The sequence below is a fragment of the uncultured Pseudacidovorax sp. genome, from assembly GCF_913773995.1.
GTDB lineage: Bacteria > Pseudomonadota > Gammaproteobacteria > Burkholderiales > Burkholderiaceae_C > Xenophilus.
Map to the genome: position 1 here is coordinate 37,879 of NZ_CAJYES010000113.1, position 24,673 is coordinate 62,551.

The following is a 24,673-nucleotide window of genomic DNA, read 5'->3' on the forward strand; positions in this document are numbered from 1 at the left end:
AACACACGATGGGAAAAGTCACCGGCTTCATGGAATTCGAGCGGCTCGAAGAGGGCTACCGCCCGGTCGATGAGCGACTGAAGCACTACAAGGAATTCGTCGTCGCGCTGGACGACCAGCAGGCCAAGATCCAGGGTGCGCGCTGCATGGACTGCGGCACGCCCTTCTGCAACAACGGCTGCCCGGTCAACAACATCATTCCGGACTTCAATGACCTGGTGTATCGCCAGGACTGGAAGAACGCCTTCGCGGTGCTGGACTCGACCAACAACTTCCCCGAGTTCACCGGCCGCATCTGCCCCGCGCCCTGCGAAGCGGCCTGCGTGCTGAACGTGAACGACGACGCGGTCGGCATCAAGTCCCTGGAGCACGCGATCATCGACCGCGCCTGGGCCGAGGGCTGGGTCAAGCCCCGCCCGGCCAAGCACAAGACCGGCAAGAAGGTCGCCGTCGTCGGCGCCGGCCCCGCCGGCCTGGCCGCGGCCCAGCAGCTGGCCCGCGCCGGCCACGACGTGACGCTGTTCGAGAAGAACGACCGTGTCGGCGGCCTGCTGCGCTACGGCATCCCCGACTTCAAGATGGAGAAGTCGCACATCGACCGCCGCGTCGAGCAGATGAAGGCCGAAGGCGTGGTCTTCCGCACCGGCGTGGTCGTCGGTGCCGCCAAGGACGCGCTGGGCAAGGGCTCCAAGGTCACCAACCTGGCCAAGGAAACCGTCACGCCCGAGCAGCTTCAGGCCGAGTTCGACGCCGTGCTGCTGACCGGCGGCGCCGAGCAATCGCGCGACCTGCCCGCGCCCGGCCGCGACCTGGACGGCATCCATTTCGCAATGGAATTCCTGCCGCAGCAGAACCGCGTGAACGCCGGCGACAAGGTCAAGGGCCAGCTGCGGGCCGACGGCAAGCACGTCATCGTGATCGGCGGCGGCGACACCGGCTCCGACTGCGTGGGCACCAGCAACCGCCATGGTGCCGCCAGCGTGACCCAGTTCGAGCTGATGCCCATGCCGCCCGAGTCGGAGAACAAGCCGCTGGTCTGGCCCTACTGGCCGTACAAGCTGCGCACGTCCTCCAGCCATGAGGAGGGCTGCGAGCGCGAGTTCGCCATCTCGACCAAGGAATTCATCGGCGAGAAGGGCAAGGTCACCGGCCTCAAGACCGTGCACGTGGAATTCAAGGACGGCAAGTTCGTCGAGGTGCCGGGCACCGAGAAGACCTACAAGGCCGATCTGGTCCTGTTGGCCATGGGCTTCGTGAGCCCGGTCTCGCCGGTGCTCGAAGCCTTCGGCGTCGAGAAGGATGCGCGCGGCAACGCCAAGGCGACGGTCGACTTCACCGGCGGCTACGCCACCAACGTGCCCAAGGTGTTCGCGGCCGGCGACATGCGCCGCGGCCAGTCGCTGGTGGTGTGGGCCATCCGCGAAGGCCGCCAGGCAGCGCGCGCCGTCGACGAATTCCTGATGGGATTCAGCGACCTGCCCCGCTGAGATGAAACCACACCGTTTGGACTTCCTCACTGCGTGGGGAAGTCCAATCCCCCTCAAGGGGCGCACCCTGCGGTCGGGCCAGGCCCGTTCTGCAGGTGCAATGGCTTGGTCTGCTCCGCAGCCCTTCGATAAGGAGGGTGGCGCCGGTTCGATGCGCTGCGGGCGGCGCGTCAGCGCAATCGACCACTGACACGCCAGGAGGCGGCCGCCTTACAGCGGCGTGCCGGCGCACCGACAGCGCCTCGTACGTGCTTTCCCTTATCATCGGTCGCCCAAGCCGGGATGCCAGTCAGGTGCCCGGCTTGCTCTTTTTTTGAGAATCCGCTTTCCCACGCCTTCCTTTCCCCCATCTTGTCCGCTGCCGACACCGCCCCCTTCGTCGAGTTCCGTGATGTGCGCTTTGGCTACGGCGAGCGCGCCATCCTGGACGGCGTCTCCTTCGCCGTGCCGCGTGGACGGGTGACGGCGTTGATGGGTGCCTCCGGCGGTGGCAAGACCACGGTGTTGCGCCTGATCGGCGGCCAGGTACGGGCCAATGCGGGCGAGGTGCGCTTCGACGGCAAGGATGTCGGACGCATGGATTCCGCCGCGCTGTACACCGCGCGGCGACGGATGGGGATGCTCTTCCAGTTCGGCGCGCTGTTCACCGACATGACGGTGTTCGACAACGTGGCCTTTCCCCTGCGCGAGCACACCTCCCTGCCCGAGCCGTTGATACGCGACATCGTGCTCATGAAACTGGACGCCGTGGGCCTGCGCGGTGCCCGTGGGCTCATGCCCAGCGAGGTTTCCGGTGGCATGGCGCGTCGCGTGGCCCTGGCCCGGGCCATCGCGCTGGACCCCGAGCTCGTGATGTACGACGAGCCCTTCGCCGGGCTCGACCCGATCTCGCTGGGCACATCCGCACGCCTGATCCGACGGTTGAACGATGCGCTCGGACTGACGAGCCTGATCGTGTCGCACGATCTGGACGAAACCTTCCGCATTGCCGACCACGTGGTCATTCTGGCCAATGGCAAGGTCGCGGCGCAGGGCACGCCGGAAGAGGTGCGCGCCAGCACCGATCCGCTCGTACATCAGTTCGTCAATGCCGAGTCGGAGGGCCCGGTGCGCTTCCACTATCCCGGTCCCACGGTGGACGAGGATTTCGGCCACATGCACGGAGGCCGGCCATGAGGTGGTGGCATCCGGCAGACGTCGGCTTCGCCGCACGTCGCAAGCTGGCAGACCTGGGCTATGGCGCCCGGCTTTTCATGCGCCTTCTGGCCGACCTGGGGCCCTGCCTGCGGCGCTTTGGCCTCGTTCGCGACCAGATCCACTTCCTTGGCAACTATTCGCTGGCGATCATCGCGGTGTCCGGTCTGTTCGTGGGGTTCGTGCTCGGGCTGCAGGGCTACTACACGCTGCAGCGCTACGGCGCTTCGGACGCACTGGGGCTGCTGGTGACCTTGTCGCTGGTGCGCGAACTGGGGCCGGTCGTCGCGGCGCTGTTGTTCGCCGGACGCGCAGGCACGTCGCTCACGGCGGAGGTCGGCCTGATGAAGGCGGGCGAGCAGCTCAGCGCCATGGAAATGATGGCCGTCGACCCCGTGCGGCGGGTCCTGGCGCCGCGTTTCTGGGCCGGTGTGATCACGCTGCCCCTGCTGTCGGCCGTGTTTAGCGCCGTGGGTGTGCTGGGTGGCTGGGTCGTGGGTGTGCTGATGCTGGGGGTGGATTCCGGCGCGTTCTGGGGGCAGATGCAAAGCGGGGTGGATGTGCTGCGCGATGTCGGCAACGGCGTCATCAAGAGCGTCGTATTCGGCTTTACCGTCAGCTTCGTCGCGCTGCTCCAGGGCTTCGAGGCCCTGCCGACGCCCGAGGGCGTTTCCCGCGCCACCACGCGCACCGTGGTGGTGGCTTCGCTGGCGGTGCTGGGGCTGGACTTCCTCCTCACCGCCATGATGTTCAGCCTCTGAGGTAAACCAATGCAACGTTCCCGCAGCGATCTCTGGGTTGGCCTGTTCGTGCTCATCGGCGCGGCGGCGCTACTCTTCCTGGCCCTGCAGTCGGCCAATCTGCTCAGCCTGAATTTCCAGAAGACCTACCGGATCACGGCCCGCTTCGACAACATCGGCGGCCTGAAGCCGCAGACGGCCGTCAAGAGTGCCGGTGTAGTGGTCGGGCGCGTGGAATCGATCGGCTTCGACGACAAGAGCTTCCAGGCCCGCGTGACGCTGGCGCTGCAGGAGCGCTACCACTTTCCCAAGGACAGCTCGCTGAAGATCCTCACCAGCGGTTTGCTGGGCGAGCAGTACATCGGCATCGAGGCGGGTGCCGACGACAAGAACCTGGAGGCGGGCGACACCATTTCGTCGACGCAGTCGGCGGTGGTGCTGGAGAACCTCATCAGCCAGTTCCTCTACAGCAAGGCTGCGGATGGCAGCTCGCCGGGCGGCGAAGCGAACAAGACACCAGAAGGGAGCAAAAAATGAAGACATTCCACGGCGCGACACCACCGCGCGCTCTGCCGCGCTGGACCTTGGCGGCTGTCTTGGCCATCGGTCCGGCGTTTGCATGGGCTCAGGCGCCGGCCAATCCCGCACCTGCCGCGGCGGCGAGCGGCGCGTCCGACAGCGCGGGCACCGACGATGCCTCCCCGACCCGCAACCCCGCTGATCCGTTCGAGCCGTTCAACCGCGGCGTTTTCCGCTTCAACAAGGGGCTGGACGACAAGGTGCTGAAGCCGGTGGCCACCACCTATCGCGACGTCGTGCCATCGATCATGCGCAGCGGTGTCACCAACTTCTTCGGTAACCTGGGTGATGTCTGGAATTTCGCCAACAACGTGCTGCAGCTCAAGGCCCAGAACAGCGCCGAGACCTTCATGCGGCTTAACGTCAATACCTTCTTCGGATTGGGCGGTCTGCTGGACGTTGCCTCTGACCTGGGCATCGAGCGCCACAGCGCCGACTTCGGCCAGACGCTGGGCTATTGGGGCGTGCCCGCTGGTCCCTACCTGATGCTGCCGTTGCTGGGGCCGTCGACCGTGCGCGACACGGCCGCCCTGCCGCTCGATCGCAAGGGCGACCCCGTCGCGTACGTCAACGACGCTGGCGGGGAGGTGTTCCTGTCTGGCTTGCGCATCGTGGACAAACGTGCACGCTATCTGCGCACCACCAGCCTGCTCGAGGATGCGGCGCTCGACCCGTACAGCTTCGTTCGTGATGCTTATCTGCAGCGTCGCAAGGCGGAGATCGGTGGCGTTCGCGGGCGTCAGGACGACGACGAATGATCGCCTGCCAGCGGCGCTTGCAGTTGGTTGCAAGTGCTGCGCACGCATCGGAACCGGTGCCGTATCGGCTCCTCCAACGGCGATCCGCGGACGCCGCACAACGATTGAAGGGAATCTCATGACTTTTGCCATCCAACGACGCACGCTCGGCCGCTGGGCCACCCTCGGCGCGTTCGTCTTCGCACTCGGCGCCGCCAGTGCCCCGGCCGTGGCGGCCGACGAGGCACCGGATGCACTTGTCAAGCGCCTGTCCACCGAGGTGCTGGACACCATCAAGGCTGATAGCTCCATCAAGGCCGGCGACATCCCCAAGATCATGGCGCTGGTCGACGCGAAGATCATGCCGAACGTCAACTTTCAGCGCATGACGTCTTCCGCCGTCGGTCCGGCCTGGCGTCAAGCCACGCCCGACCAGCGCAACCGCCTGCAGCAGGAATTCAAGACGCTGCTGGTTCGCACCTACGCCGGCGCGCTTGACCAAGTCAGCGACCAGACAGTCACCATCAAGCCGTTCCGCGGCTCGGCTGACGACAAGGAAGTGCTGGTGCGTACCGAAGTCCGGGGATCCGGCGAACCCGTGCAGATCGACTATCGGCTCGAGAAGACGCCCGGTGAGGGCTATGGCTGGAAGGTCTACAACCTCAATGTAATGGGCGTGTGGCTGGTCGACACCTATCGCACGCAGTTCGCACAGGAGATCAACGCCAAGGGCATCGACGGCCTGATCGCGACGCTCGCGGCGCGCAACAAGTCGAACGCCCGCAGCTGAGGGCGTGCCAATGGCGCTGGATGCTCTCACGCTGATGCTGCCACCGCGCCTGACACATGACGAGGCGCCGGCCTGCATGCGGATGTTGCAGCAGGGTCTCACGGCGCAGGCCGGCTCGTCGGCTGTTGTGGATGCGAGCGCTCTGAGCCAATTCGATTCTTCGGCGCTTGCCGTGCTGCTGGAGTGCCGCCGCGAGGCGGCTGCATTGGGCCGCGGCTTTGCGGTCAAGGGGCTGCCGGCCCGTCTGCGGGAGTTGGCGATGCTATATGGCGTTGCCGGCTTGCTGCCATCTGCTCCCTGAGCGAAGCTCGGCAGGGCCCGCTTTCGGCCAGCGCGCCACAGCGCGTCGAAGCCTTGCTCGGCCGGGGGCAAGGGGAAGAACCTAGAATCCCCACCCCCTATGGCCGCCGTCTCCTTCCAGTCCGTCTCCAAGACCTATCCTCCGTCCCGCGCGCAGCGGGCTCATGGCAATCCAGGTCTGCGGGCGTTGGAAGACGTCAGCTTCGACATCGAGGAGGGCGAGTTTTTCGGCCTTCTGGGCCCGAACGGCGCGGGCAAGACCACCCTGATCAGCATCCTGGCCGGCCTCTCCCGGCCGACCGCAGGTCAGGTGAGCGTGCACGGCTTCGACGTGCAGACGCACTTCGCCGATGCCCGCCGCCAGCTCGGCATCGTGCCGCAGGAGCTGGTCTTCGATCCCTTCTTCAATGTCCGCGAGACGCTGCGGCTGCAGTCCGGCTACTTCGGCATCGCACGCAATGACGACTGGATCGACGAGCTGCTCACCAGCCTGGGTCTGGCCGACAAAGCCGACGCCAACATGCGCCAGCTCTCCGGCGGCATGAAGCGCCGGGTGCTGGTGGCGCAGGCGCTGGTGCACAAGCCGCCGGTGATCGTGCTCGACGAGCCCACTGCCGGCGTGGACGTGGAACTGCGCCAGACGCTCTGGCAGTTCGTCGCCCGCCTCAACCGTGAGGGCAGCACCGTGCTGCTGACCACGCACTACCTCGAAGAGGCCGAAGCCCTGTGCAACCGCATCGCCATGCTCAAGAAGGGCAGGGTGGTGGCGCTGGACCGCACGAGCGAGCTGCTCAAGGCGGCGGCCAGCAACGTCCTGCGCTTCAAGACCGATGCCGAGCTGCCCTGGGAGCTGGCCCGCAACGCCCGCATCACCGGCCGCATCGTCCAGCTGCCGGCGCAGAACGCGCTGGAGGTGGAGCAGTTGCTGTCCAACCTGCGCCAGGCCGGCGTGCCGGTCGAGGACGTGGAGATGCGCAAGGCCGACCTGGAGGATGTCTTCATCGACCTGATGGCCGGCGAGCAGACGCCGCTGGAGGTGGCGCGATGAGAGAGATGCTGCTGTCGCGCGCCATGGGCTGGCGCGCCCTGCTGGCCAAGGAGGTGCTGCGCTTCTGGAAGGTCGCCGGCCAGACCGTCGGCGCGCCGGTGCTGACCTCGGTGCTCTACCTGATGGTCTTCGGCCATGTGCTGGAGGACCACGTCCAGGTCTACGGCCGCTTCAGCTACACCGCCTTCCTGATCCCGGGGCTGGTGATGATGAGCGTGCTGCAGAACGCCTTCGCCAACAGCTCGTCGTCCATCATCCAGAGCAAGATCATGGGCAACCTGGTGTTCGTGCTGCTGACGCCGTTGTCCCACTGGGGCTGGTTCTTCGCCTATGTGGGCTCGTCGGTGGTGCGCGGCCTGGTGGTCGGCGCGGGCGTGCTGCTGGTCACCATGTTCTTCGCCGTGCCGCCCTTCGCGCAGCCGCTGTGGATCGTGCTCTTCGCCCTGCTGGGCGCGGGCCTGCTCGGCACGCTGGGCCTGATCGCCGGCCTCTGGGCCGAGAAGTTCGACCAGATGGCGGTGTTCCAGAACTTCCTGATCATGCCCATGACCTTCCTGTCGGGCGTGTTCTATTCCATCGGCTCGCTGCCACCCTTCTGGCAGGCGGTGAGCCACCTTAACCCCTTCTTCTACATGATCGACGGCTTCCGCTACGGCTTCTTCGGCATGTCGGACGTGTCGCCCTGGCTGAGCCTGGGCGTCGTGGCCGGTGCGCTGGCCGTGGTGAGTACCGTGGCGGTGCACCTGCTGCGTACCGGCTACAAGATCCGAGGCTGAAGAAGGCCTGCCATTTCGAGGCCGCGACTGCCTTTCGGCCGCTGCTGCATCCAACGACCGCCCCGCGCCCCACCATGACCGCCCAAGAACTCCAGGCCCTGATCGAGGCCGGCCTGCCCTGCCAGCACATCACGCTGGAAGGCGACGGCCGACACTGGTTCGCCACCATCGTCTCGGCCGAATTCGAGGGCAAGCGTCTCATCCAGCGCCATCAGCGGGTCTATGCCACCCTCGGTGAGAAAATGCATACCGACGAAGTGCATGCGCTGTCGATGAAGACCTACACGCCTGCCGAGTGGGCCAAGCAGAGCGCCTGAGCCCGTTGACCGAACGGCCCAGCCGCCGTTCCAAGGAATCCTGATGGACAAACTCCTCATTCGCGGCGGGCGCAGGCTCGGCGGCGAAGTCACCATTTCCGGCGCCAAGAATGCGGCGCTGCCCCAGTTGTGCGCCGCGTTGCTGACCACCGACCCGGTGGTCGTGCACAACGTGCCGCGCCTGCAGGACGTCTCCACCATGCTCAAGCTGGTGCGCCACATGGGCGTGACCGCGCAGCGCGACGACAACGGCACCGTGAGCCTCGACGCCGCCGACCTGACGCAGCCCGAGGCACCCTACGAGCTGGTCAAGACCATGCGCGCGTCGGTGCTCGCGCTGGGTCCGCTGGTGGCGCGCTTCGGCCATGCCAAGGTGTCGCTGCCCGGCGGCTGCGGCATCGGCTCGCGGCCGGTCGACCAGCACATCAAGGGCCTGCGCGCCATGGGCGCCGAGATCGACGTCGAGCATGGCTACATGATGGCCCGGCTGCAGCCTGGCCTCACGCGCCTGCGCGGCGCGCGCATCACCACCGACATGGTCACCGTGACCGGCACCGAGAACCTGCTGATGGCCGCCACGCTGGCCGAAGGCGAAACGGTGCTGGAGAACGCGGCCCAGGAGCCGGAGATCCCCGACCTGGCCGAGATGCTCATCAAGATGGGCGCGAAGATCGAAGGCCACGGCACCAGCCGCATCCGCATCCAGGGGGTGGAGCGCCTGCACGGCTGCGAACATGCGACGGTGGCGGACCGCATCGAGGCCGGCACCTTCCTGTGCGCCGTGGCGGCCACGGGCGGCGACGTGCTGCTGCGCGGCGCCCGCGCCGATCACCTGGATGCCGTGGTCGAGAAGCTGCGCGATGCCGGTGCGCAGATCACCGAGGAGGCGGGCGGACTGCGCATCCGCTCGCAGGGTCGCCTCAAGGGCCAGAGCTTCCGCACGACCGAGTACCCTGGCTTTCCGACCGACATGCAGGCGCAGTTCATGGCGCTGAACGTCATCTCGGAAGGCGCATCGACGGTCACCGAAACGATCTTCGAGAACCGGATGATGCATGTCAACGAACTGCTGCGGCTCGGTGCGCGCATCCAGACCGATGGCCGCACGGCCGTCATTGAAGGCGTGCCTCGCCTGTCGGGGGCCTCGGTAATGGCCACCGACCTGCGTGCCTCTGCCTGCCTGGTCATCGCCGGCCTGGTGGCCGACGGCGAGACCCTGGTGGACCGCATCTACCACCTGGACCGCGGCTACGACCGCATCGAACGCAAGCTCGGCAGCCTGGGCGCCGACATCGAACGCATTTCCACCGGAGCCGCCGCGTGATCACGCTCGCCTTGTCCAAGGGACGCATCTTCGAAGAGACGCTGCCGCTGCTGGCCGCTGCCGGCATCGAGGTGACCGAAGACCCCGAGAAGTCGCGCAAGCTGATCCTGCCGACGACCCGCCCCGATGTTCGCGTGGTGCTGGTGCGCGCATCGGACGTGCCCACCTACGTGCAGTACGGCGGCGCCGACCTGGGCGTGACCGGCCTGGACGTGCTGCTGGAGCATGGCAGCGAAGGCCTGTACCAGCCGCTGGACCTGCGCATCGCCCGGTGCCGCCTGAGCGTGGCCGTGCGCGCCGACTACGACTATGCCCATGCGGTGCGCCAGGGCGCGCGCCTGGCCGTGGCCACCAAGTATGTGGGCCTGGCCCGCGAGTTCTTCGCCCGCAAGGGCGTGCACGTGGACCTGATCAAGCTCTACGGCAGCATGGAACTGGCGCCGCTCACCGGCCTGGCCGATGCCATCGTCGACCTGGTCTCCACCGGCAATACGTTGCGCGCCAACCACCTGGTGGAGGTCGAGCGCATCATGGACATCAGCGCCCGCCTGGTCGTCAATCAGGCTGCGCTCAAGCTCAAGCGCGAGCCCATCCGCCGCATCATCGACGCCTTCGCGTCGGCCCTTCCGCAGAACTGACCGATTCTTCTCCCACCCTGCCGCTGCCATGACCCTGCAAGCCACTCCATTGCGTCTCGCCACCTCCGCGCCCGATTTCGAGGCCGCGTTCAAGGCGCGTCTGCATTGGGCGGCGGACACCGATGCGGCCATCGAGCAGCGCGTGGCGGACATCCTGGCCGACGTGCAGCAGCGCGGCGACGCCGCGGTGCTGGATTACACCCGCCGCTTCGATGGCCTCGAAGCGGATTCGCTGTCGGCGCTGGCGCTGGATCCGGTCGAGCTGAAGGCCGCCTTCGACGCGCTGCCGGATGCGCAGCGCAACGCCCTCGAAGCCGCCGCCCGCCGCGTGCGCAGCTACCACGAGGCCCAGAAGAAGGCGAGCGGCGAGAGCTGGACCTACCGCGACGAGGACGGAACGCTGCTGGGCCAGAAGGTCACGCCGCTGGACCGCGTGGGCATCTATGTGCCGGGCGGCAAGGCGGCCTATCCGTCGAGCGTGCTGATGAACGCCATCCCGGCGCACGTGGCCGGCGTCGGCGAGATCGTGATGGTGGTACCCACCCCGCGCGGCGAGAAGAACCCGCTGGTGCTCGCAGCCGCCCACGTGGCGGGCGTCACACGCGCCTTCACCATCGGCGGTGCACAGGCCGTGGCCGCGCTGGCCTACGGCACGGCGACGGTGCCGGCCGTGGACAAGATCACCGGCCCGGGCAATGCCTACGTGGCGGCCGCCAAGCGCCGCGTTTTCGGCGCCGTGGGCATCGACATGATCGCGGGCCCCAGCGAGATCCTGGTGCTGGCCGACGGCAGCACGCCGCCCGACTGGGTGGCCATGGACCTGTTCAGCCAAGCCGAGCATGACGAGCTGGCCCAGAGCATCCTGCTGTGTCCGGACGCCGCCTACATCGACGCCGTGCAGCGCGAGATCGACCGCCTGCTGCCCACCATGCCGCGGCGCGAGATCATTGCGGCCAGCCTCAACGGCCGCGGCGCGCTGATCCACACGCGCGACATGGAAGAGGCCTGCGCCATCAGCAACCGGATCGCGCCCGAGCACCTGGAGGTCTCCAGCCGCGAACCGCAGCGCTGGGAGCCGCTGCTGAAGCACGCCGGCGCAATCTTCCTGGGCGCCTTCACCAGCGAAAGCCTGGGCGACTACTGCGCCGGTCCCAACCACGTGTTGCCCACCTCGGGCACTGCGCGCTTCTCCTCGCCGCTGGGCGTGTACGACTTCCAGAAGCGCAGCAGCCTGATCGAGGTGAGCGAGGCCGGTGCGCGTGCGCTCGGCCCCATTGCCGCAGAGCTGGCCTATGGCGAGGGCCTGCAGGCGCATGCCCGCGCGGCCGAACTGCGGCTGGAAGGACGGCCGTGAACGCCGCGCGCCAGGCCCTGCTGGCGCTGGCGCTGCTGGGTGTCGCCGCAGCGGCTTCGGCCATGAGCCTGCGCGAGTTCCGCACGCTGGAGGCCGCAGGCAAGGAAGGCCCCAACTACGCCAGCTATTACCTGGTCGGCGTGGTCGAGGGCCTGCGCGAATCGGCCGAGGCGACGCAGCGCAGTGGCCAGAAGCCGCCCTTTTGCGTGGCAGGCCGCCGGCTGGAGCCCTCGATGGCGCGATCCCTGTTCCAGGGCGAGCTGGCGCGCAATGCCCAACTCTACGAGGCCGACATGCCGGTGCAGCTGGTGCTGTCGGCGGCCCTGCAGAGCGCCTACCGCTGCAGCCCGTGAGCGGCCGATCGTCCGCGTCCGAACGTCCTACCGTCATGACCAACTCCTCGACTCCCGACCTGACCCGCCGCGCCCTCGAACGCATCCGCCCCGACGTCCGCGACATGCATGCCTACGTCGTGCAGTCCGCCGAGGGCCTGCTCAAGCTCGACGCGATGGAGAACCCCTACGGCCTGCCGCCCGAGTTGCAGGCCGAACTGGGCGCCCGCCTGGGCGCGCTGGCCGTCAACCGCTATCCCGGTGACGAGGCCCAGCGGCTCAAGACGGCGATCGCGGCCCATGTGGACCTGCCGGTCGGCCAGTCGCTGGTGCTGGGCAACGGCTCGGACGAGCTGATTTCGCTGCTGGCCATCGCCTGCGACCAGCCGGGCGCCACCATCCTGGCGCCGCTGCCCGGCTTCGTGATGTATGCGCTGAGCGCGCAGCTCCAGGGGCTGCGCTTCGTCGGCGTGCCGCTGGATGCCGATTTCCAGCTCGACGAGGCCGCCATGCTGGCCGCCATCGCCGAGCACAAGCCTGCGCTGCTTTACCTGGCCTACCCCAACAACCCGACCGCCAACCTGTTCGACGCCGCCGTCATGCGCCGGCTGATCGCCGCCCAGGGCGAGCAGGGCGGCCTGGTCGTGATCGACGAGGCCTACCAGCCTTTCGCCGCCCACAGCTGGCTGGACGAGATCCGTCGCGATCCTGCCGGCCACGGCCATGTCGTGCTGATGCGCACCCTCAGCAAGTTCGGCCTGGCCGGCGTGCGCCTAGGCTACCTGCTGGCGCCCGAGGCGCTGGCGGCCGAGATCGACAAGGTGCGCCCGCCCTACAACATCAGCGTGCTCAATGCCGAATGCGCGCTTTTCGCGCTGGCGCATGCCGAGGTGTTCGAGGCGCAGGCCCGCGCGATCCGCGACGAGCGCAGCCGGCTGGTGGAGGCGCTGAAGGCGCTCCCGGGCGTGAAGGTGTGGCCCAGCGAGGCGAACATGGTCCTGCTGCGCGTGCCCGATGCCGATGCGGCCTTCGCCGGCATGAAGGCGCGCGGGGTCCTGATCAAGAACGTTTCTAGAATGCACCCGCTGCTGGCGAACTGCCTGCGCCTGACGGTCGGCACCCCCGACGACAACGCGCGCATGCTGGCGGCCCTCCAAGCCTCCCTATGAACACCCCCACGGCTCCCGACGCCATCGTTGCCGCCGCCGGCGGCGCCACGCCCCCGGCGCGCATCGCCGAGGTCGCCCGCAACACGGCCGAGACGAAGATCCGCGTGCGCGTCGACCTCGACGGCAGCGGCAAGGCCCAACTGGCCACCGGCATCGGCTTCTTCGACCACATGCTCGACCAGATCGCCCGCCACGGCCTGATCGACCTGGACGTGCATTGCGAAGGCGACCTGCACATCGACGGCCATCACACGGTCGAAGACGTCGGCATCACCCTGGGCCAGGCGGTCGCCCGCGCGGTGGGCGACAAGAAGGGCATCCGCCGCTACGGCCATGCCTATGTGCCGCTCGACGAGGCGCTGTCGCGCGTGGTGGTCGACTTCTCCGGCCGCCCGGGCCTGCACATGGATGTGCGCTTCACCAGCGGCATGATCGGCGGCTTCGACACCCAGCTGACCTTCGAGTTCTTCCAGGGCTTCGTCAATCACGCGGGCGTGACGCTGCACATCGACAACCTCAAGGGCGTCAACGCGCACCACCAGTGCGAGACGATCTTCAAGGCCTTCGCCCGCGCCGTGCGCGCCGCGCTCGAACTCGACCCCCGCTCGGCGGGCGTGATTCCCTCCACCAAGGGATCCCTGTAAACCTCCCTACCGGCGCACTGTCGCCCGACCGGTCCTTTCCGACCCGAATGACTCCGATGAAGAACAGCGTCGCCGTGGTGGACTACGGCATGGGCAATCTCTGGTCCGTGTCCCAGGCCGTGTGCCACGCGGCCGATGCCGCGGGCGTGGAGGTGCACGTGACCGCCGACCCCGAGGTCGTGCGCGCGGCCACCCGAGTGGTGCTGCCCGGCCAGGGCGCCATGCCCGACTGCATGCGTGAGCTGCGCGAGTCCGGCCTGCTGGCCTCGGTGCTCGAAGCCGCTGCGAGCAAGCCGCTGTTCGGTGTGTGCGTCGGCATGCAGATGCTGCTGGGCCGCAGCGAGGAAGGCCCCAGCGAGGGCCTGGACCTGATCCCCGGTGAGGTGTTGCGCTTCCAGCTGGCGGGTCGCCTGCAACCCGACGGCAGCCACTTCAAGGTGCCGCAGATGGGCTGGAACCAGGTCTCGCAGGCGCGGCCGCATGCGATGTGGAAGGGGATTCCCGAGGGTGCGTGGTTCTATTTCGTCCACAGCTTCTATGCCCGTCCGCAGGACGCGGCGCACAGCGTGGGCGAGGCCGACTATGGTGGCCGCTTTACCGCGGCGGTGGCCCGCGATAACATTTTTGCGACCCAATTTCACCCGGAGAAGAGCGCCGACCACGGTCTGCAGCTTTACCGGAACTTCCTCCACTGGACTCCCTGAATCGGCCAGGCCGATCACCGCGGTTGCGGTGGGCGCCCGCGCGCCCCGCAGCCGCCTGAGACGGCCGGTTCGGATCGATTCGTTTCGCTTTTCTCCTCCTTCGTTCCTGGCACTCTTCAGCGCCTCATCATGCTCCTCATTCCCGCCATCGATCTCAAGGACGGCCATTGCGTTCGGCTCAAGCAGGGCGACATGGACCAATCGACCGTCTTCAGCGAAGACCCCGCGGCCATGGCGCGCAAGTGGGTGGAGGCCGGCGCCCGCCGCCTGCACCTGGTGGACCTGAACGGTGCCTTCGCCGGCAAGCCGCAGAACCATGCAGCCATCAAGGCGATCCTGCGCGAGGTGGGTGACGACATTCCGGTGCAACTGGGCGGCGGCATCCGTGACCTGGACACCATCGAGCGCTACATCGACGACGGCCTGCGCTACGTGATCATCGGCACGGCGGCGGTGAAGAACCCCGGTTTCCTCAAGGATGCATGCGTGGCCTTCGGCGGCCACATCATCGTGGGGCTGGACGCCAAGGACGGCAAGGTCGCCACCGACGGCTGGAGCAAGCTCACCGGCCACGAGGTGGTGGACCTGGGCAAGAAGTTCGAAGACTACGGCGTCGAGTCCATCATCTACACCGACATCGGCCGCGACGGCATGCTGTCGGGCATCAACATCGACGCCACGGTGCGACTGGCGCAGGCGCTGACCATTCCGGTGATCGCGTCGGGCGGCCTGTCCAACATCGCCGACATCGAGCAGCTGTGCGCGGTGGAAAGCGAGGGGGTGGAGGGCGTGATCTGCGGGCGCGCGATCTACTCGGGCGATCTGGACTTCGGCAAGGCACAGGCCCGGGCCGACGAACTGGCCGATGCGGCCTGACGCCGCCCGTCGCCTTCCCGCCTTCAGTGGTCGCATGAGGACTTTCGGATGAGCTTGCGCGAGATCACCGTCCACGGCCAGCCGGCCGTCGAACTGTCGGCCACCACGGGCGACCAGGTCACGGTGGCGTTGCATGGCGGGCATGTGCTGTCCTGGCGGAGCGCGGATGGCACGGAGCGGCTCTACCTGAGTCCTTTGGCCGTGTTCGATCGACGTGCGGCAATTCGTGGCGGCGTTCCGGTCTGCTTTCCGCAGTTCAACCAGCGGGGTCCGCTCGTCAAGCATGGCTTCGCGCGCAACCTGCCCTGGCAGGTGGTGCCTGGCGCGGCCGCCGACACGGTCGTCCTGAGCCTGAAAGACAGCGAGAAAACCCGCGCCACCTGGCCCGAGCAGTTCGAGCTGCGCCTGAGCGTGCACGTGCCCGAGGCCCATGTGCTGCGCATCGAACTGCAGGTGCGCAATTCCGGCACCACGCCCTGGTCGTTCACGGCGGCGCTGCACAGCTACCTGCGGGTCAACGATCTGGAAGATGCGCAGCTTCATGGGCTGAAGGGTACGGCCCGCTGGGACGCGGTGCGGGACGAGCGTTCGACCGAGAGCCGCGACGCACTGCGCTTCGGCGAGGAATTCGACAGCGTCTATGCTTCGCCCGCCCATCCCCTGGTGCTGCGTGCACCGGCTGGCGAACTGCGCATTGCCGCCTCGTCCACCTGCCCGGAGACGGTCGTGTGGAACCCCGGTCCCGCGCTGTGCGCGCGGCTCGCCGACATGCCGGCCGACGGTTGGCGCCACATGCTCTGCGTCGAGGCTGCGGCCATCGACACGCCTGTCGAACTGGCGCCCGGCACCGATGTTCGGCTGTGGCAGCAACTCGACGCCCGGCCTTCCTCCTCTTCGACTTCCTGATCCTGCCATGCTCGCCAAACGCATCATTCCCTGCCTCGACGTCACCGGGGGCCGGGTGGTCAAGGGCGTCAACTTCCTGGAACTGCGCGACGCGGGCGATCCGGTGGAAATCGCTGCCCGCTACAACGCGCAAGGCGCGGACGAACTGACCTTCCTGGACATCACGGCCACCAGCGACGACCGCGACCTGATCCTTCCGATCATCGAGGCCGTGGCCTCGCAGGTCTTCATTCCGCTGACGGTGGGTGGCGGCGTGCGCACGGTGGAAGATGTACGCCGGCTCCTGAATGCCGGCGCCGACAAGACCAGCTTCAATTCCGCCGCCATCGCCAATCCGCAGGTGATCGACGATGCCTCGTCCAAGTACGGGGCCCAGTGCATCGTGGTGGCCATCGACGCCAAGCGGCGCACGCCCGAGGAAGCCGTGAAGCGCGGCGAAGGCTGGGACGTCTACAGCCATGGCGGTCGCAAGAACACCGGCCTGGATGCCGTGCAGTGGGCCACCGAAATGGCGCGCCGCGGCGCTGGCGAAATCCTGCTGACCAGCATGGACCGCGATGGAACCAAAAGCGGTTTCGACATTGCGCTGACCCGTGCAGTGAGCGATGCAGTGAGCGTGCCCGTGATTGCCTCGGGCGGCGTCGGCTCCCTGGCCGACCTGGCCGACGGCGTGCAACAGGGCGGCGCGGACGCCGTGCTGGCCGCCAGCATCTTCCACTATGGCCAGCACACCGTGGGCGAAGCAAAGGTGCACATGGCCGAGCGCGGCATTGTGGTGCGTTGTTGACGTTTTGGCGCGGATGCGGTTTCAAAGCCGAATATCATCGGCCGCAGTTTTGCTCTCTGCTGCAGCCGGTGCGCGTGCGGCCTCCGCGGCCTGTTCCAGGCCACTCTCCATGATCCAAACAGGGTAGTTGACTTGAAATTCCCAGCGAATGTGCCGGCCTGGACGGTTTTGGCGGTAGCCGCGGCTCTCCAGGGTTGCACGGTGATTCCGGGGCCGGGGCCCGTTGGCCCCTATTCGGACCAGAGTGAGCTGCCGCCGAAATTCCAGTACGTGCCCGATGAGGCACCCGAAGGCCGCATCACGCCCATCACGACAGCGCTGGTGCGCACCCTGCAGCAACTGGCGCCGACGGGCTTGCCCGCAGACGTTCGCGCCTTGTTCGGCAAGCCGGAGCCCTACACGATCGGGCCAGGTGACGTCGTCGGCGTGATCGTTTACGACCATCCGGAACTGCTGCCCAATGCGGGTGCCGTCATCACGCAATCGGTCGACCCCACCGGTGTGAGTGTGGCACCCGGCTTCATCGTCGGCGGCAATGGCGAGATCTCTTTTCCCTATGTCGGCCGCGTGAAGATCGAGGGCATGACCGAGTCCGAGGCGGGCGATCTGATTGCGCGCCGCCTGGCACGCAACATCCAGAGCCCTCAGGTTACCGTGCGCATCCAGTCCTTCCGCAGCCGTCGTGCCTATGTGGAGGGCCAGGTCCGCGCGCCCGGCTCGCAGATCTTCACCGACCTGCCGATGACCATGGCGGAAGCCATCAATCGGGCGGGCGGCATCACCGACGCTGGGGACCGGTCGTCAATCACGCTTACGCGCAGTGGCCGCACGGTGCGCATCGATCTGCCCGCCTTGCGCGAGGCCGGCTACGACCTCAACGACATCCCCTTGCGCAACAGTGACACCATCACGGTGGGGACGCGCGAGGACACCAAGGTCTACGTGATGGGCGAAGTGCTGCGCCCCATGGCGCTTGCGCTGCGCGGCTCCGGACGCCTGACGTTGAACGAGGCGCTGGGCGAAGCGGGGGGGCCGACGCTCGACACCTCCAATCCCAGCCAGATCTACGTGATCCGCAAGGGAGCGACCGGCTCGCCGGCGATCTTTCAGCTGGATGCCAAGAACCCGGCCGCCTTCGCCCTGGCGAGCCAGTTCCCGATGCGTCCCCAGGATGTGATCTACATTGATCCGATCCCACTGGTGCGCTGGAACCGCGTGATCAGCCTCATCCTGCCGTCTGCAGCGGCGGTCAATACGGGCAGCGAGACCATCGATCGCGCGCGGGGCTGGTAAGTCGCCGCAGGCGGCTGGCAGCCGGTCTTTCAACGCCAATGACAAGGGCCGCCCGAGGGCGGCCCTTGTCATTTCTCACCCACGCGCGTTTGGGGGCTGGCCGCGCAAGGCGGCCCACCTCGCTTCAGGACTTGTACTTGTATTCGGTATAGCGGTAGCCGCCGTAGCGATAGCCCTGGCTGCCGTAATGGCGGCGCGTCATGTCCATCGCGTTGAACACCACACCCGCGGGCACGATGTTGGCCTGGCGCAACCGCTTGTTGCTTTCCACCAGCTCGCCCATCTGCGTCTGGTCGGCACGGGCCACCATCAGCACCACGGCAGCGTGGGCACCTGCCGCAGCGGCGTCGGCGGCCACCAGCACTGGCGGGGCGTCCATCACAACCAGATCGTATCGGGCCGAAAGCGTGTCGAGCAGGCGTCCAAAGGTGTCGGACATCAGCATGTCCGAGGGATTCGGCGGGTAGCGGCCGGTCGTTATTACGTCCAGGTTGGGCAGCACCTGCGCATGAATCGCCTGTTCCAGCGTGAGATCGCCAAGCAGCAGTTCGGAAAGGCCGCCCTCCCGCTTGAGGCCAAACTGCTTGTTGATATAGCCCTTGCGCATGTCCGCATCGAGCAGCAGCACCCGCTTGCCTGCGGCGGCCATAACGGCCGCGAAGTTGGACGACACGAAGCTCTTGCCGATCCCTGGCGTTGGGCCGGTGATCAGAACACGGTTGTTCTCGGCTTCCAACAAGGCGAACTGGAGCGCGATGCGCAGGCTGCGCACGCTTTCCACCGCCGTGCTTTCCGGGTTGTCGGCGGTGAGGATGTGCACGCCCTTCTGGCCTGCGGCGATGCGTGCCTCCAGCACGCCCTGCTCGAGCGTGTACGGAATGACCGACATCACGCTCATGCCCGTGTGGTTCTCGATCTCCTGCGGATTGCGGATGCCGCTGAAGAACATGCTGCGCACGAATGCGAGGGCCACGCCGGCGAGCAGGCCCAGCACGCCCGCAAGCGCCACGATCAGGCTCTTCTGGGGCTTGACCGGCAGGCGCGGCGGAACGGCCGGGTCCAGCAGCCGGACGTTGCCGGTCTTGCCCTCCTTGACGAGGCGTAGCTGCAGCGAGTTGTTGAGCAGCGACTGGTAGAGCTGGCTGCCCACGCGCACGTCGCGTTCGAAACGGAAAGCGTCCTGCTGGATGGTCGGCATACGCCCGACTCGCGCATTGAGGGCGTTGATGTCCTTCTGGATCAGCGCGATCTGCTGGTCGATGGTCTGGATGCGCGGATGGTTGCCCGTGTACAGCGCCGCCAGTTCGCGGCGCTTCTGCTGGGCTTCGAGCAGCTTGCCCTGCAGTTCGACGATCTGCGTCAGGGTTGCCTTGGCTTCCTCGTCGAACGCCACGGTTGAGTTCTGGTTGCGGAAGCGGGTGTAGGCGTCCTCGGAGCGCTCGAGCTGACGCTTGAATTCCGGCAACTGCTGGTCCAGGAAGCCCAGCGTACGTTCGGCCTCGGCGGCCTTGCGCTCGCGGTTCTGATCGACGTAGGTGGCGGCGATGGCGTTGAGGATCGAGGTCAGGCGCGTGCGATTGCTTTCCTCGAGCGCGACGCTGATCACGTTGGACTGACGTCCCTGCTCGCTCGCCTGCAGGCGGCGCTGCAGGTCTTCGATGGTGCGCAGGCGCGAATAGCGCTGCACCACGAACTTTGCGCCGGCCTCGCCTTCCAGCGTGTCGATCTTGATCTCGATCTCGCCAAAGGGCGTCTTGTGCTCCAGTTGTTCGCCCACGCGACCCGGCAGGGGCTGGTCGAGGTCCGGATGTTCCAGCTCGTACCGGCCCTGACCGAGCGCCGTGACGATGAAGGGCTTCTGGTCTTCCAGCTCCGCCGGAACGACGAACCGGCTGACGTCGATCTTCTCGGTGCCGTACACGCGCCCGCCCAGGCCGGGCAGGGACATGGGTTTGGAAAGGGACTTGGCGCGCCGCGACAGCCATTCGCCGACCAGGGGCACGTAGTCGGGCCGGGCGTCGATGTAATAGCGCGTCGCATCGACGGCGCCACCCAGGACCAGGCGGGAGCGAAGCACCTGGATTTCGCCGGTGGCGGGCGTCTTCACTTCGAAGAGGCTGGATGCATCGCCCAGGAAGCCCTTGGCGTCGGGTGCCGCATCCTCGACCTGGATCAGCAGGTTGGATTGGTAGATCGGCGTGGACAGCAGCGCATAGGCGGCCCCGATGATCAGCGCCAGCGCGGTGATCGTCGCGACAAGCCACCGGTTGTCCACCAGGATGTCGAAGTACTCGGCCAGATGGATCTCGTCATCGTCTTTCTCTGGCGGCGGAACGTGAGCGGGGGAAGTTTGCATGGGGCTGGCCGCGTGGGCTGAAGACTTCATGAGAGTTTGCGGATCCGCTCAGCCCAGATCTGGACACCGGCGTCGATGAGGCGCAAGGCGTTCTCGAACGCATCGCGGCCTTCCTTGTAGGGGTCGGGGACGTTTACCTTGGCGGCTTCGCCGATGCGGTAGACCCTGCCTCGGGTGAACGTGTAGCTTTGTTCGATGAAGCGCTTCTGGGCGTCGTCCATGGTGAGAACCAGGTCGACCTCCTGACACATGGAGCGATTCACCTGGCGGGCGCGGTGTTTGGCGATGTCGATGCCGCGTTCGGCCATCAGGGTCTGGGCCATGGGATCGGCCGGGTGGCCGATGAGTGCGCCCACGCCGGCAGAGCGTACATGCAAGGCAGGCAATTTCTGTGCAAGCAAGGCCTCGGCCATGGGACTGCGGCAAATGTTTCCCACGCAGATGACGAGGATGGACTTCATTGATAACAGCGGGGAGAGGATCCAGAGGGCGTCGGCAGGGCATCACGGTGCCGATCCGGTGAAGTGGGTACGCGGTGCGCCAGGCCTTGGATGCTAACTGTGTCGATGCGCTCATCGCTTGGCGTCGAAGTCCAGAATGTTGTCGCCTGCCCGGGGCTTGCCATCTGGCGACGGGCCGAAACGGAATGCCTCGGGGTCGCGGATATACGTCAAGTCGTAAAGCGGGACGGCGCGGCCTAGCCGGGCGCCGCCATCGCGTGTCAGCGGCGACCAGTTGAAGCCGACCAAGGCGCGGCTCGAGCGGGGCAAGAGGGCGTCCAACGGGATCGCCAGATAGATGCCCTTGTCGAAACTTCCTTCGCCAAACTGGGCTGCCGACACATTCGTCTTAGTGGCATAGGCGCCTACTGTGAGTCCGTTGTCGAAACGCCGGGCAACTTCAAGCGAGACGCCCCGGTCGCCTGCCAGGTATTGGCCCGCGCTGACGCGCACCAGGACGCCGTTCCAGCCGGTGTTCCAGTAGAGCGAGGCATGGCCGGTGTTGACCTGGTAGTCGCGCAGGGCAAAGTGCTGCGCGTACTCGCGCTGGCGGACATGGTTGACGTCGATGCCGAATGCGACGCGGCTGCCCCATGGTCGGTACAGCCATTCGGCCCCCACACCGGCGAACATCGGCTCCAGATACCCGCCATAGACGCTGTAAAACTGGTTGTCGCTCAATTGACCCACATGCGTGAGCTGCAGGTTCGGAATCGTGACCCGGCTCGTGGTTAGGTAGAGTCGCTGGTCAGTCCGCACTCGGGGCAGCCCGCTGGGTGCGTCGTACGTAAAGCTGTTGTAGTTGTCAGCCAGACGAAGGTTCACTTGGCCTTGCAGCCAAGTCTGGCGCGAGAAGTTGTACTGGGCGTTGGCCTTTGCACCCAACTCCACCAGTGCGAAATTATTCGGGCCGCCGATCACCTGGCTGAAATTTGGGGACAGCCCATACTCGAAAGTATCTGCGGACCGCCGCCACGCCCCGTTCGGGCCTGAGAGGCTCGCGGCCTCCTGGGTTGCCGAAAGGGCTGCGCTGGGAGCTGTCGGCGAATTGGCGACGAAAGTCGCATGGACGGAAGGAAGGCTCGCCTCGGCCACGTCTGTGGGGGCGTAGTCACTGCGTGTCACATCCCGGGCCAAGTGCGGGGGAAGCGGCTGAGCTTTGGCCCGCACCCATTCGTCCCGGACGATGGCCTGTGCGTGCAGCGGAATGCCCCGCTCTTCATAATTGATGACGAAAACGCGTATGGCAGCGGGAGCGGCGGCATGCAGCACAGCCACCGCGCGCTCTGTTCGGGCGGCCCGATAGACGGTGTTCGCGTCCATGACCCACACGTGAAGAACATCATCCTTGGGTGCGATGCGCAGCACGCGCCAACCCGTCTGCGCCTCGATCTGAGACGCAGTGTTCTGCCAGTCAGGTGCTGTGTCGGGCGCATTCGGCGCAAAGTTGGGCGGTGGCGGATCTAGCACCTTTGGCACCTTGGCCGCAGCGAGATTGCCGCCCAGCGTAAAGCCGATCATGAACTTCTCGCCCCGCTCGACGCCTGCGGACAGTGTGACGTTCTGATTTATCCGGTAGGACAGGCCCACGTTGATGGGGGTGCGCCGCGGCAATGGATTGGCCAGCGGCTCGTTCTGGTAGTTGTTGCCGTCGTACTCGATCTTGAGAGCGAGGGGATCCCAGGGCGTGCGCCACTGCACACCCCCGAACACGGCGGCGGGACCGCGGAAATAGCTGTTGAAGTTGGCAGATCCAGCAGCGCCCCCGCTGTTACTACTCACGGGACGCGTCTCAAAGCGGCTACTGAGCAGCGCGAGGGGGTTTCTGACATTGCCGCTGGAGCCTAGATAACCCCATCCAAGTCCGAGGCTGAAATCGAAGTCGCCGAGACGCTTGTTGGCAACCAAGTATTCACTCGAGAAAAGACCAGTGCCGCCGATGTCGCGAAACCCAAGTGCAACCTCAGGAACGTAAGCTGACTCCCCAAGGAGCCGAAACTTGACGTCGATGCTTTTGTCTTTGTACGCCTGGGTGCTGATCTCTGGACCGTACTCGCGGTTGGAAATGCTGGTGTAGCGAAAGCCGGCTTCCATCCAGTCGAAGGGCTGGAACATCACATTCAGCCGGCTGTAGGGCCAAACGTTGCTATAGGACGTCCGGAATTCGCCGGCAGGGCTCATCCGGGCGCTTGGCGTCTGCAGTAAGCCGACTTCCCCCCAATCGTTCGCACTGATATCGAGTGGTCTGGGAGCAGGCGCAGCAATAACGGGCAAGGTCCCGGCATTCTGGAACGCTGCGGTCGATGAGCTTCGGGTGGGCGCTGCGTCGTCCCCTCGTGGCGCGGCCGGTGCGGGCCCCTGTGTGGCGAGAAAGCGGACTAGGCCTTCCGACGCGGCGACCAAGTCAGTCATCGCCCGAGGCGGCGCCCAAATCCATGCGCCCGGCGCTGCTTCCATACCTGCCGAACGGTTCCATAGCGCCATGCCTAGGCGGGCCGTCCGGCCATCCGGCTGGGCGATCCAGGCCCAATCGACACCAGAAAAGCTCCCGCAGGCGCGAAGGTAGTCCCCCACCCATCGCCCTGCCGCGTGCGGTACATGGCAAAGCGTTCCGTCTGGCTGAACGACCACAACATCGCGACCGGATTGGCGGGGAAGGACGAACTGCGCGCGGTCTCCCGCGACGGGGTCTTCGCCAGGATTCACCTCTAACCAACGAGGATCGACATTGCCGAGGGCCACACGGCCTGTTGCAGGCATTCCGTGGAGTCGCGCCAGAAGCCCTTCCCGAATGGTCCTGTCCTGACCGGACCTTGCCGCGGCGGACCGCTCGAGGTGGATCAGCAGTACGTTGCGCAGGTACTGCTGAGGAAGTTTCTCTTGCGGTACGAGCCAAGCCAAGCCGGGGTCTGCAGGTTCCGTAGATTGGTGCAGCAGCCACTGGCTCAGTCGTTCGCCCTCAAGGGTTGGGACAACGGATTCCTTGGCGCTTGTGGTGGCCGTCTGTGCAAGTGCCATGTGCGCGCCGCCCCAAAACAGCGCTGCAAGCAAGTGGACCGTAAAAAGGCGGAGGCGAAATGTGGACGGGCCGTTCGTCATGAGCCGGCCGCCGCTGCCGCAGCGGTCGCAGGAGGCGCTTGCAGGCGCTCGAAGGAATAACACACGTCGGCGCTCAGACACTGTTCCGAATAAACCACATATGGGGAGCCGTCATCAGCGACTGCTACGCCGAAGCGGGAGGGCGGCAATGACGCTGCACCTGGAACAAGAGATTCCGCATGCTCCTCGAACCACGTCAGGCTCGCTGATGGATGGCTTTGTAGTGCTATAGGCTTGTATGAGGCGAGACGAACGATACGTATCTGTTCATCGATGCCAAACTGGTACGTTGGCTCGATATCCCTCGTCCGCCGGTAGCTAGCCTCTTGCTGCGTCAACATAAGAGTTTGCCATGAGGGCAAACCAACGGTTTGACTGGCCCGCCAATCGAGGTCGAGTCCTGTCGTGCCGACTAGTCGTCCATTGCGCAACCGCAAAACCTCCCGGCGAGCGCTGTACCAGACCTCAACTGAGCCCGACGGTGTTGAATCGACGTAGCCGAGAACCAGATATGCAACAGCACCACCTTTGGTCGCGCGCAAATAGGATAGAGCAGGATCAAAGGACGGAGTGGAGCTGTCGGTACGACCGAAGAAGTCGTTGAAGAGATAGCGTCCGCTTTCTGTGATCGCACCACCACCTGTTGAGCATGCGGTGAGCAGAAGCGCGGTGAAAGCGCAACAAAACGGCCTTGGATTCACAATCAAAGGCCGCATGAGAACT

General features: G+C 66.3%; 25 protein-coding genes. 21 read left to right on the forward strand and 4 right to left on the reverse strand.

Going from position 1 to position 24,673, the window contains the following annotated elements:
• Positions 1-8 precede the first annotated feature (8 nt).
• The 21 genes from QZ772_RS10055 (at position 9) to QZ772_RS10155 (ending at position 17,995) form a co-directional block, all read left to right on the forward strand.
• Positions 9-1,487, forward strand: coding sequence for a glutamate synthase subunit beta (locus tag QZ772_RS10055; protein WP_295525434.1), 1,479 nt, complete (start codon positions 9-11; stop codon positions 1,485-1,487).
• A gap of 348 nt (positions 1,488-1,835) precedes the next feature.
• Positions 1,836-2,663 (forward strand): ABC transporter ATP-binding protein, encoded by an 828-nt coding sequence (locus QZ772_RS10060; RefSeq protein WP_295525702.1) that lies wholly within the window; start codon positions 1,836-1,838, stop codon positions 2,661-2,663.
• Complete coding sequence (gene mlaE / locus QZ772_RS10065) at positions 2,660-3,442, forward strand: lipid asymmetry maintenance ABC transporter permease subunit MlaE (protein ID WP_295525437.1); 783 nt, start codon at positions 2,660-2,662, stop codon at positions 3,440-3,442. Before QZ772_RS10060 ends, mlaE begins: the two co-directional genes overlap by 4 nt.
• A 9-nt stretch (positions 3,443-3,451) precedes the next feature.
• On the forward strand, positions 3,452-3,958 hold the full coding sequence (gene mlaD / locus QZ772_RS10070; protein WP_295525439.1) for an outer membrane lipid asymmetry maintenance protein MlaD: 507 nt from the start codon (positions 3,452-3,454) through the stop codon (positions 3,956-3,958).
• Positions 3,955-4,758 carry a VacJ family lipoprotein gene (locus tag QZ772_RS10075; RefSeq protein ID WP_295525442.1) on the forward strand — a complete coding sequence of 268 codons (804 nt, stop codon included), beginning with the start codon at positions 3,955-3,957 and terminating at the stop codon, positions 4,756-4,758. The genes mlaD and QZ772_RS10075 overlap by 4 nt, the downstream gene beginning before the upstream one ends.
• Before the next feature lie 118 nt (positions 4,759-4,876).
• The gene (locus QZ772_RS10080) at positions 4,877-5,527 is read left to right on the forward strand and encodes a phospholipid-binding protein MlaC (RefSeq protein ID WP_295525446.1); all 651 of its coding nucleotides are present in this window, start codon (positions 4,877-4,879) and stop codon (positions 5,525-5,527) included.
• 10 nt (positions 5,528-5,537) lie between these two features.
• Positions 5,538-5,828, forward strand: coding sequence for an STAS domain-containing protein (locus QZ772_RS10085; protein WP_295525448.1), 291 nt, complete (start codon positions 5,538-5,540; stop codon positions 5,826-5,828).
• 99 nt (positions 5,829-5,927) lie between these two features.
• Positions 5,928-6,875 carry an ABC transporter ATP-binding protein gene (locus tag QZ772_RS10090; protein WP_295525452.1) on the forward strand — a complete coding sequence of 316 codons (948 nt, stop codon included), beginning with the start codon at positions 5,928-5,930 and terminating at the stop codon, positions 6,873-6,875.
• A 5-nt stretch (positions 6,876-6,880) separates the two neighbouring features.
• Positions 6,881-7,651, forward strand: a complete 771-nt coding sequence (locus QZ772_RS10095; protein WP_294370765.1) for an ABC transporter permease — start codon at positions 6,881-6,883, stop codon at positions 7,649-7,651.
• Between the two features lie 74 nt (positions 7,652-7,725).
• A complete protein-coding gene (locus QZ772_RS10100; protein WP_234194533.1) occupies positions 7,726-7,968 on the forward strand; it encodes a BolA family protein in 243 nt (80 codons plus the stop codon).
• Positions 7,969-8,011: 43 nt separating this feature from the next.
• Positions 8,012-9,292: a UDP-N-acetylglucosamine 1-carboxyvinyltransferase gene (gene murA / locus QZ772_RS10105; RefSeq protein ID WP_295525455.1), complete on the forward strand. Its 1,281-nt coding sequence runs from the start codon at positions 8,012-8,014 to the stop codon at positions 9,290-9,292.
• Positions 9,289-9,930 carry an ATP phosphoribosyltransferase gene (gene hisG, locus QZ772_RS10110; protein WP_017759882.1) on the forward strand — a complete coding sequence of 214 codons (642 nt, stop codon included), beginning with the start codon at positions 9,289-9,291 and terminating at the stop codon, positions 9,928-9,930. The genes murA and hisG overlap by 4 nt, the downstream gene beginning before the upstream one ends.
• A 28-nt stretch (positions 9,931-9,958) precedes the next feature.
• Positions 9,959-11,284, forward strand: a complete 1,326-nt coding sequence (gene hisD / locus QZ772_RS10115; RefSeq protein WP_295525457.1) for a histidinol dehydrogenase — start codon at positions 9,959-9,961, stop codon at positions 11,282-11,284.
• A complete protein-coding gene (locus QZ772_RS10120) occupies positions 11,281-11,637 on the forward strand; it encodes a hypothetical protein (protein ID WP_295525460.1) in 357 nt (118 codons plus the stop codon). The genes hisD and QZ772_RS10120 overlap by 4 nt, the downstream gene beginning before the upstream one ends.
• 35 nt (positions 11,638-11,672) lie before the next feature.
• Positions 11,673-12,785 (forward strand): histidinol-phosphate transaminase, encoded by a 1,113-nt coding sequence (hisC, locus tag QZ772_RS10125; protein WP_295525462.1) that lies wholly within the window; start codon positions 11,673-11,675, stop codon positions 12,783-12,785.
• Entirely contained in the window at positions 12,782-13,429 is a 648-nt protein-coding gene (hisB, locus tag QZ772_RS10130) for an imidazoleglycerol-phosphate dehydratase HisB (RefSeq protein WP_294370533.1), read from the forward strand. Before hisC ends, hisB begins: the two co-directional genes overlap by 4 nt.
• Before the next feature lie 56 nt (positions 13,430-13,485).
• Complete coding sequence (hisH, locus tag QZ772_RS10135) at positions 13,486-14,133, forward strand: imidazole glycerol phosphate synthase subunit HisH (protein ID WP_295525465.1); 648 nt, start codon at positions 13,486-13,488, stop codon at positions 14,131-14,133.
• A 129-nt stretch (positions 14,134-14,262) separates the two neighbouring features.
• Entirely contained in the window at positions 14,263-15,009 is a 747-nt protein-coding gene (hisA, locus tag QZ772_RS10140; protein WP_295525468.1) for a 1-(5-phosphoribosyl)-5-[(5-phosphoribosylamino)methylideneamino]imidazole-4-carboxamide isomerase, read from the forward strand.
• Between the two features lie 48 nt (positions 15,010-15,057).
• Complete coding sequence (locus QZ772_RS10145; protein WP_295525471.1) at positions 15,058-15,915, forward strand: D-hexose-6-phosphate mutarotase; 858 nt, start codon at positions 15,058-15,060, stop codon at positions 15,913-15,915.
• Between the two features lie 7 nt (positions 15,916-15,922).
• A complete protein-coding gene (gene hisF, locus QZ772_RS10150) occupies positions 15,923-16,702 on the forward strand; it encodes an imidazole glycerol phosphate synthase subunit HisF (protein WP_295525473.1) in 780 nt (259 codons plus the stop codon).
• 132 nt (positions 16,703-16,834) lie between these two features.
• Positions 16,835-17,995 carry a polysaccharide biosynthesis/export family protein gene (locus tag QZ772_RS10155; RefSeq protein WP_295525475.1) on the forward strand — a complete coding sequence of 387 codons (1,161 nt, stop codon included), beginning with the start codon at positions 16,835-16,837 and terminating at the stop codon, positions 17,993-17,995.
• A 124-nt stretch (positions 17,996-18,119) separates the two neighbouring features.
• Here the strand turns inward: QZ772_RS10155 and QZ772_RS10160 are convergent, their stop codons facing one another.
• From QZ772_RS10160 to QZ772_RS10175, 4 genes are all read right to left on the reverse strand, one after another.
• The gene (locus tag QZ772_RS10160; RefSeq protein ID WP_295525477.1) at positions 18,120-20,351 is read right to left on the reverse strand and encodes a polysaccharide biosynthesis tyrosine autokinase; all 2,232 of its coding nucleotides are present in this window, start codon (positions 20,349-20,351) and stop codon (positions 18,120-18,122) included.
• Positions 20,352-20,377: 26 nt separating this feature from the next.
• Positions 20,378-20,812 carry a low molecular weight protein-tyrosine-phosphatase gene (locus QZ772_RS10165; RefSeq protein WP_295525480.1) on the reverse strand — a complete coding sequence of 145 codons (435 nt, stop codon included), beginning with the start codon at positions 20,810-20,812 and terminating at the stop codon, positions 20,378-20,380.
• A 111-nt stretch (positions 20,813-20,923) separates the two neighbouring features.
• Positions 20,924-23,950, reverse strand: coding sequence for a YjbH domain-containing protein (locus QZ772_RS10170; protein ID WP_295525483.1), 3,027 nt, complete (start codon positions 23,948-23,950; stop codon positions 20,924-20,926).
• A complete protein-coding gene (locus tag QZ772_RS10175; RefSeq protein WP_295525485.1) occupies positions 23,947-24,666 on the reverse strand; it encodes a YjbF family lipoprotein in 720 nt (239 codons plus the stop codon). Before QZ772_RS10175 ends, QZ772_RS10170 begins: the two co-directional genes overlap by 4 nt.
• Between the last annotated feature and the right edge of the window lie 7 nt (positions 24,667-24,673).

What these genes read in the sequence shown, in the direction of transcription:
- hisB (WP_294370533.1), top strand. Translation starts at nt 12,782, where the DNA reads ATGAACACCCCCACGGCTCCCGACGCCATCGTTGCCGCCGCCGGCGGC.
- murA (WP_295525455.1), top strand. Translation starts at nt 8,012, where the DNA reads ATGGACAAACTCCTCATTCGCGGCGGGCGCAGGCTCGGCGGCGAAGTC.
- QZ772_RS10095 (WP_294370765.1), top strand. Translation starts at nt 6,881, where the DNA reads ATGCTGCTGTCGCGCGCCATGGGCTGGCGCGCCCTGCTGGCCAAGGAG.
- QZ772_RS10075 (WP_295525442.1), top strand. Translation starts at nt 3,955, where the DNA reads ATGAAGACATTCCACGGCGCGACACCACCGCGCGCTCTGCCGCGCTGG.
- QZ772_RS10170 (WP_295525483.1), bottom strand. Translation starts at nt 23,950, where the DNA reads ATGACGAACGGCCCGTCCACATTTCGCCTCCGCCTTTTTACGGTCCAC.
- QZ772_RS10100 (WP_234194533.1), top strand. Translation starts at nt 7,726, where the DNA reads ATGACCGCCCAAGAACTCCAGGCCCTGATCGAGGCCGGCCTGCCCTGC.
- hisF (WP_295525473.1), top strand. Translation starts at nt 15,923, where the DNA reads ATGCTCGCCAAACGCATCATTCCCTGCCTCGACGTCACCGGGGGCCGG.
- hisC (WP_295525462.1), top strand. Translation starts at nt 11,673, where the DNA reads ATGACCAACTCCTCGACTCCCGACCTGACCCGCCGCGCCCTCGAACGC.
- QZ772_RS10090 (WP_295525452.1), top strand. Translation starts at nt 5,928, where the DNA reads ATGGCCGCCGTCTCCTTCCAGTCCGTCTCCAAGACCTATCCTCCGTCC.
- hisD (WP_295525457.1), top strand. Translation starts at nt 9,959, where the DNA reads ATGACCCTGCAAGCCACTCCATTGCGTCTCGCCACCTCCGCGCCCGAT.
- QZ772_RS10080 (WP_295525446.1), top strand. Translation starts at nt 4,877, where the DNA reads ATGACTTTTGCCATCCAACGACGCACGCTCGGCCGCTGGGCCACCCTC.
- QZ772_RS10145 (WP_295525471.1), top strand. Translation starts at nt 15,058, where the DNA reads ATGAGCTTGCGCGAGATCACCGTCCACGGCCAGCCGGCCGTCGAACTG.
- QZ772_RS10055 (WP_295525434.1), top strand. Translation starts at nt 9, where the DNA reads ATGGGAAAAGTCACCGGCTTCATGGAATTCGAGCGGCTCGAAGAGGGC.
- QZ772_RS10085 (WP_295525448.1), top strand. Translation starts at nt 5,538, where the DNA reads ATGGCGCTGGATGCTCTCACGCTGATGCTGCCACCGCGCCTGACACAT.
- mlaD (WP_295525439.1), top strand. Translation starts at nt 3,452, where the DNA reads ATGCAACGTTCCCGCAGCGATCTCTGGGTTGGCCTGTTCGTGCTCATC.
- mlaE (WP_295525437.1), top strand. Translation starts at nt 2,660, where the DNA reads ATGAGGTGGTGGCATCCGGCAGACGTCGGCTTCGCCGCACGTCGCAAG.
- QZ772_RS10165 (WP_295525480.1), bottom strand. Translation starts at nt 20,812, where the DNA reads ATGAAGTCCATCCTCGTCATCTGCGTGGGAAACATTTGCCGCAGTCCC.
- hisA (WP_295525468.1), top strand. Translation starts at nt 14,263, where the DNA reads ATGCTCCTCATTCCCGCCATCGATCTCAAGGACGGCCATTGCGTTCGG.
- hisH (WP_295525465.1), top strand. Translation starts at nt 13,486, where the DNA reads ATGAAGAACAGCGTCGCCGTGGTGGACTACGGCATGGGCAATCTCTGG.
- QZ772_RS10160 (WP_295525477.1), bottom strand. Translation starts at nt 20,351, where the DNA reads ATGCAAACTTCCCCCGCTCACGTTCCGCCGCCAGAGAAAGACGATGAC.
- QZ772_RS10175 (WP_295525485.1), bottom strand. Translation starts at nt 24,666, where the DNA reads ATGCGGCCTTTGATTGTGAATCCAAGGCCGTTTTGTTGCGCTTTCACC.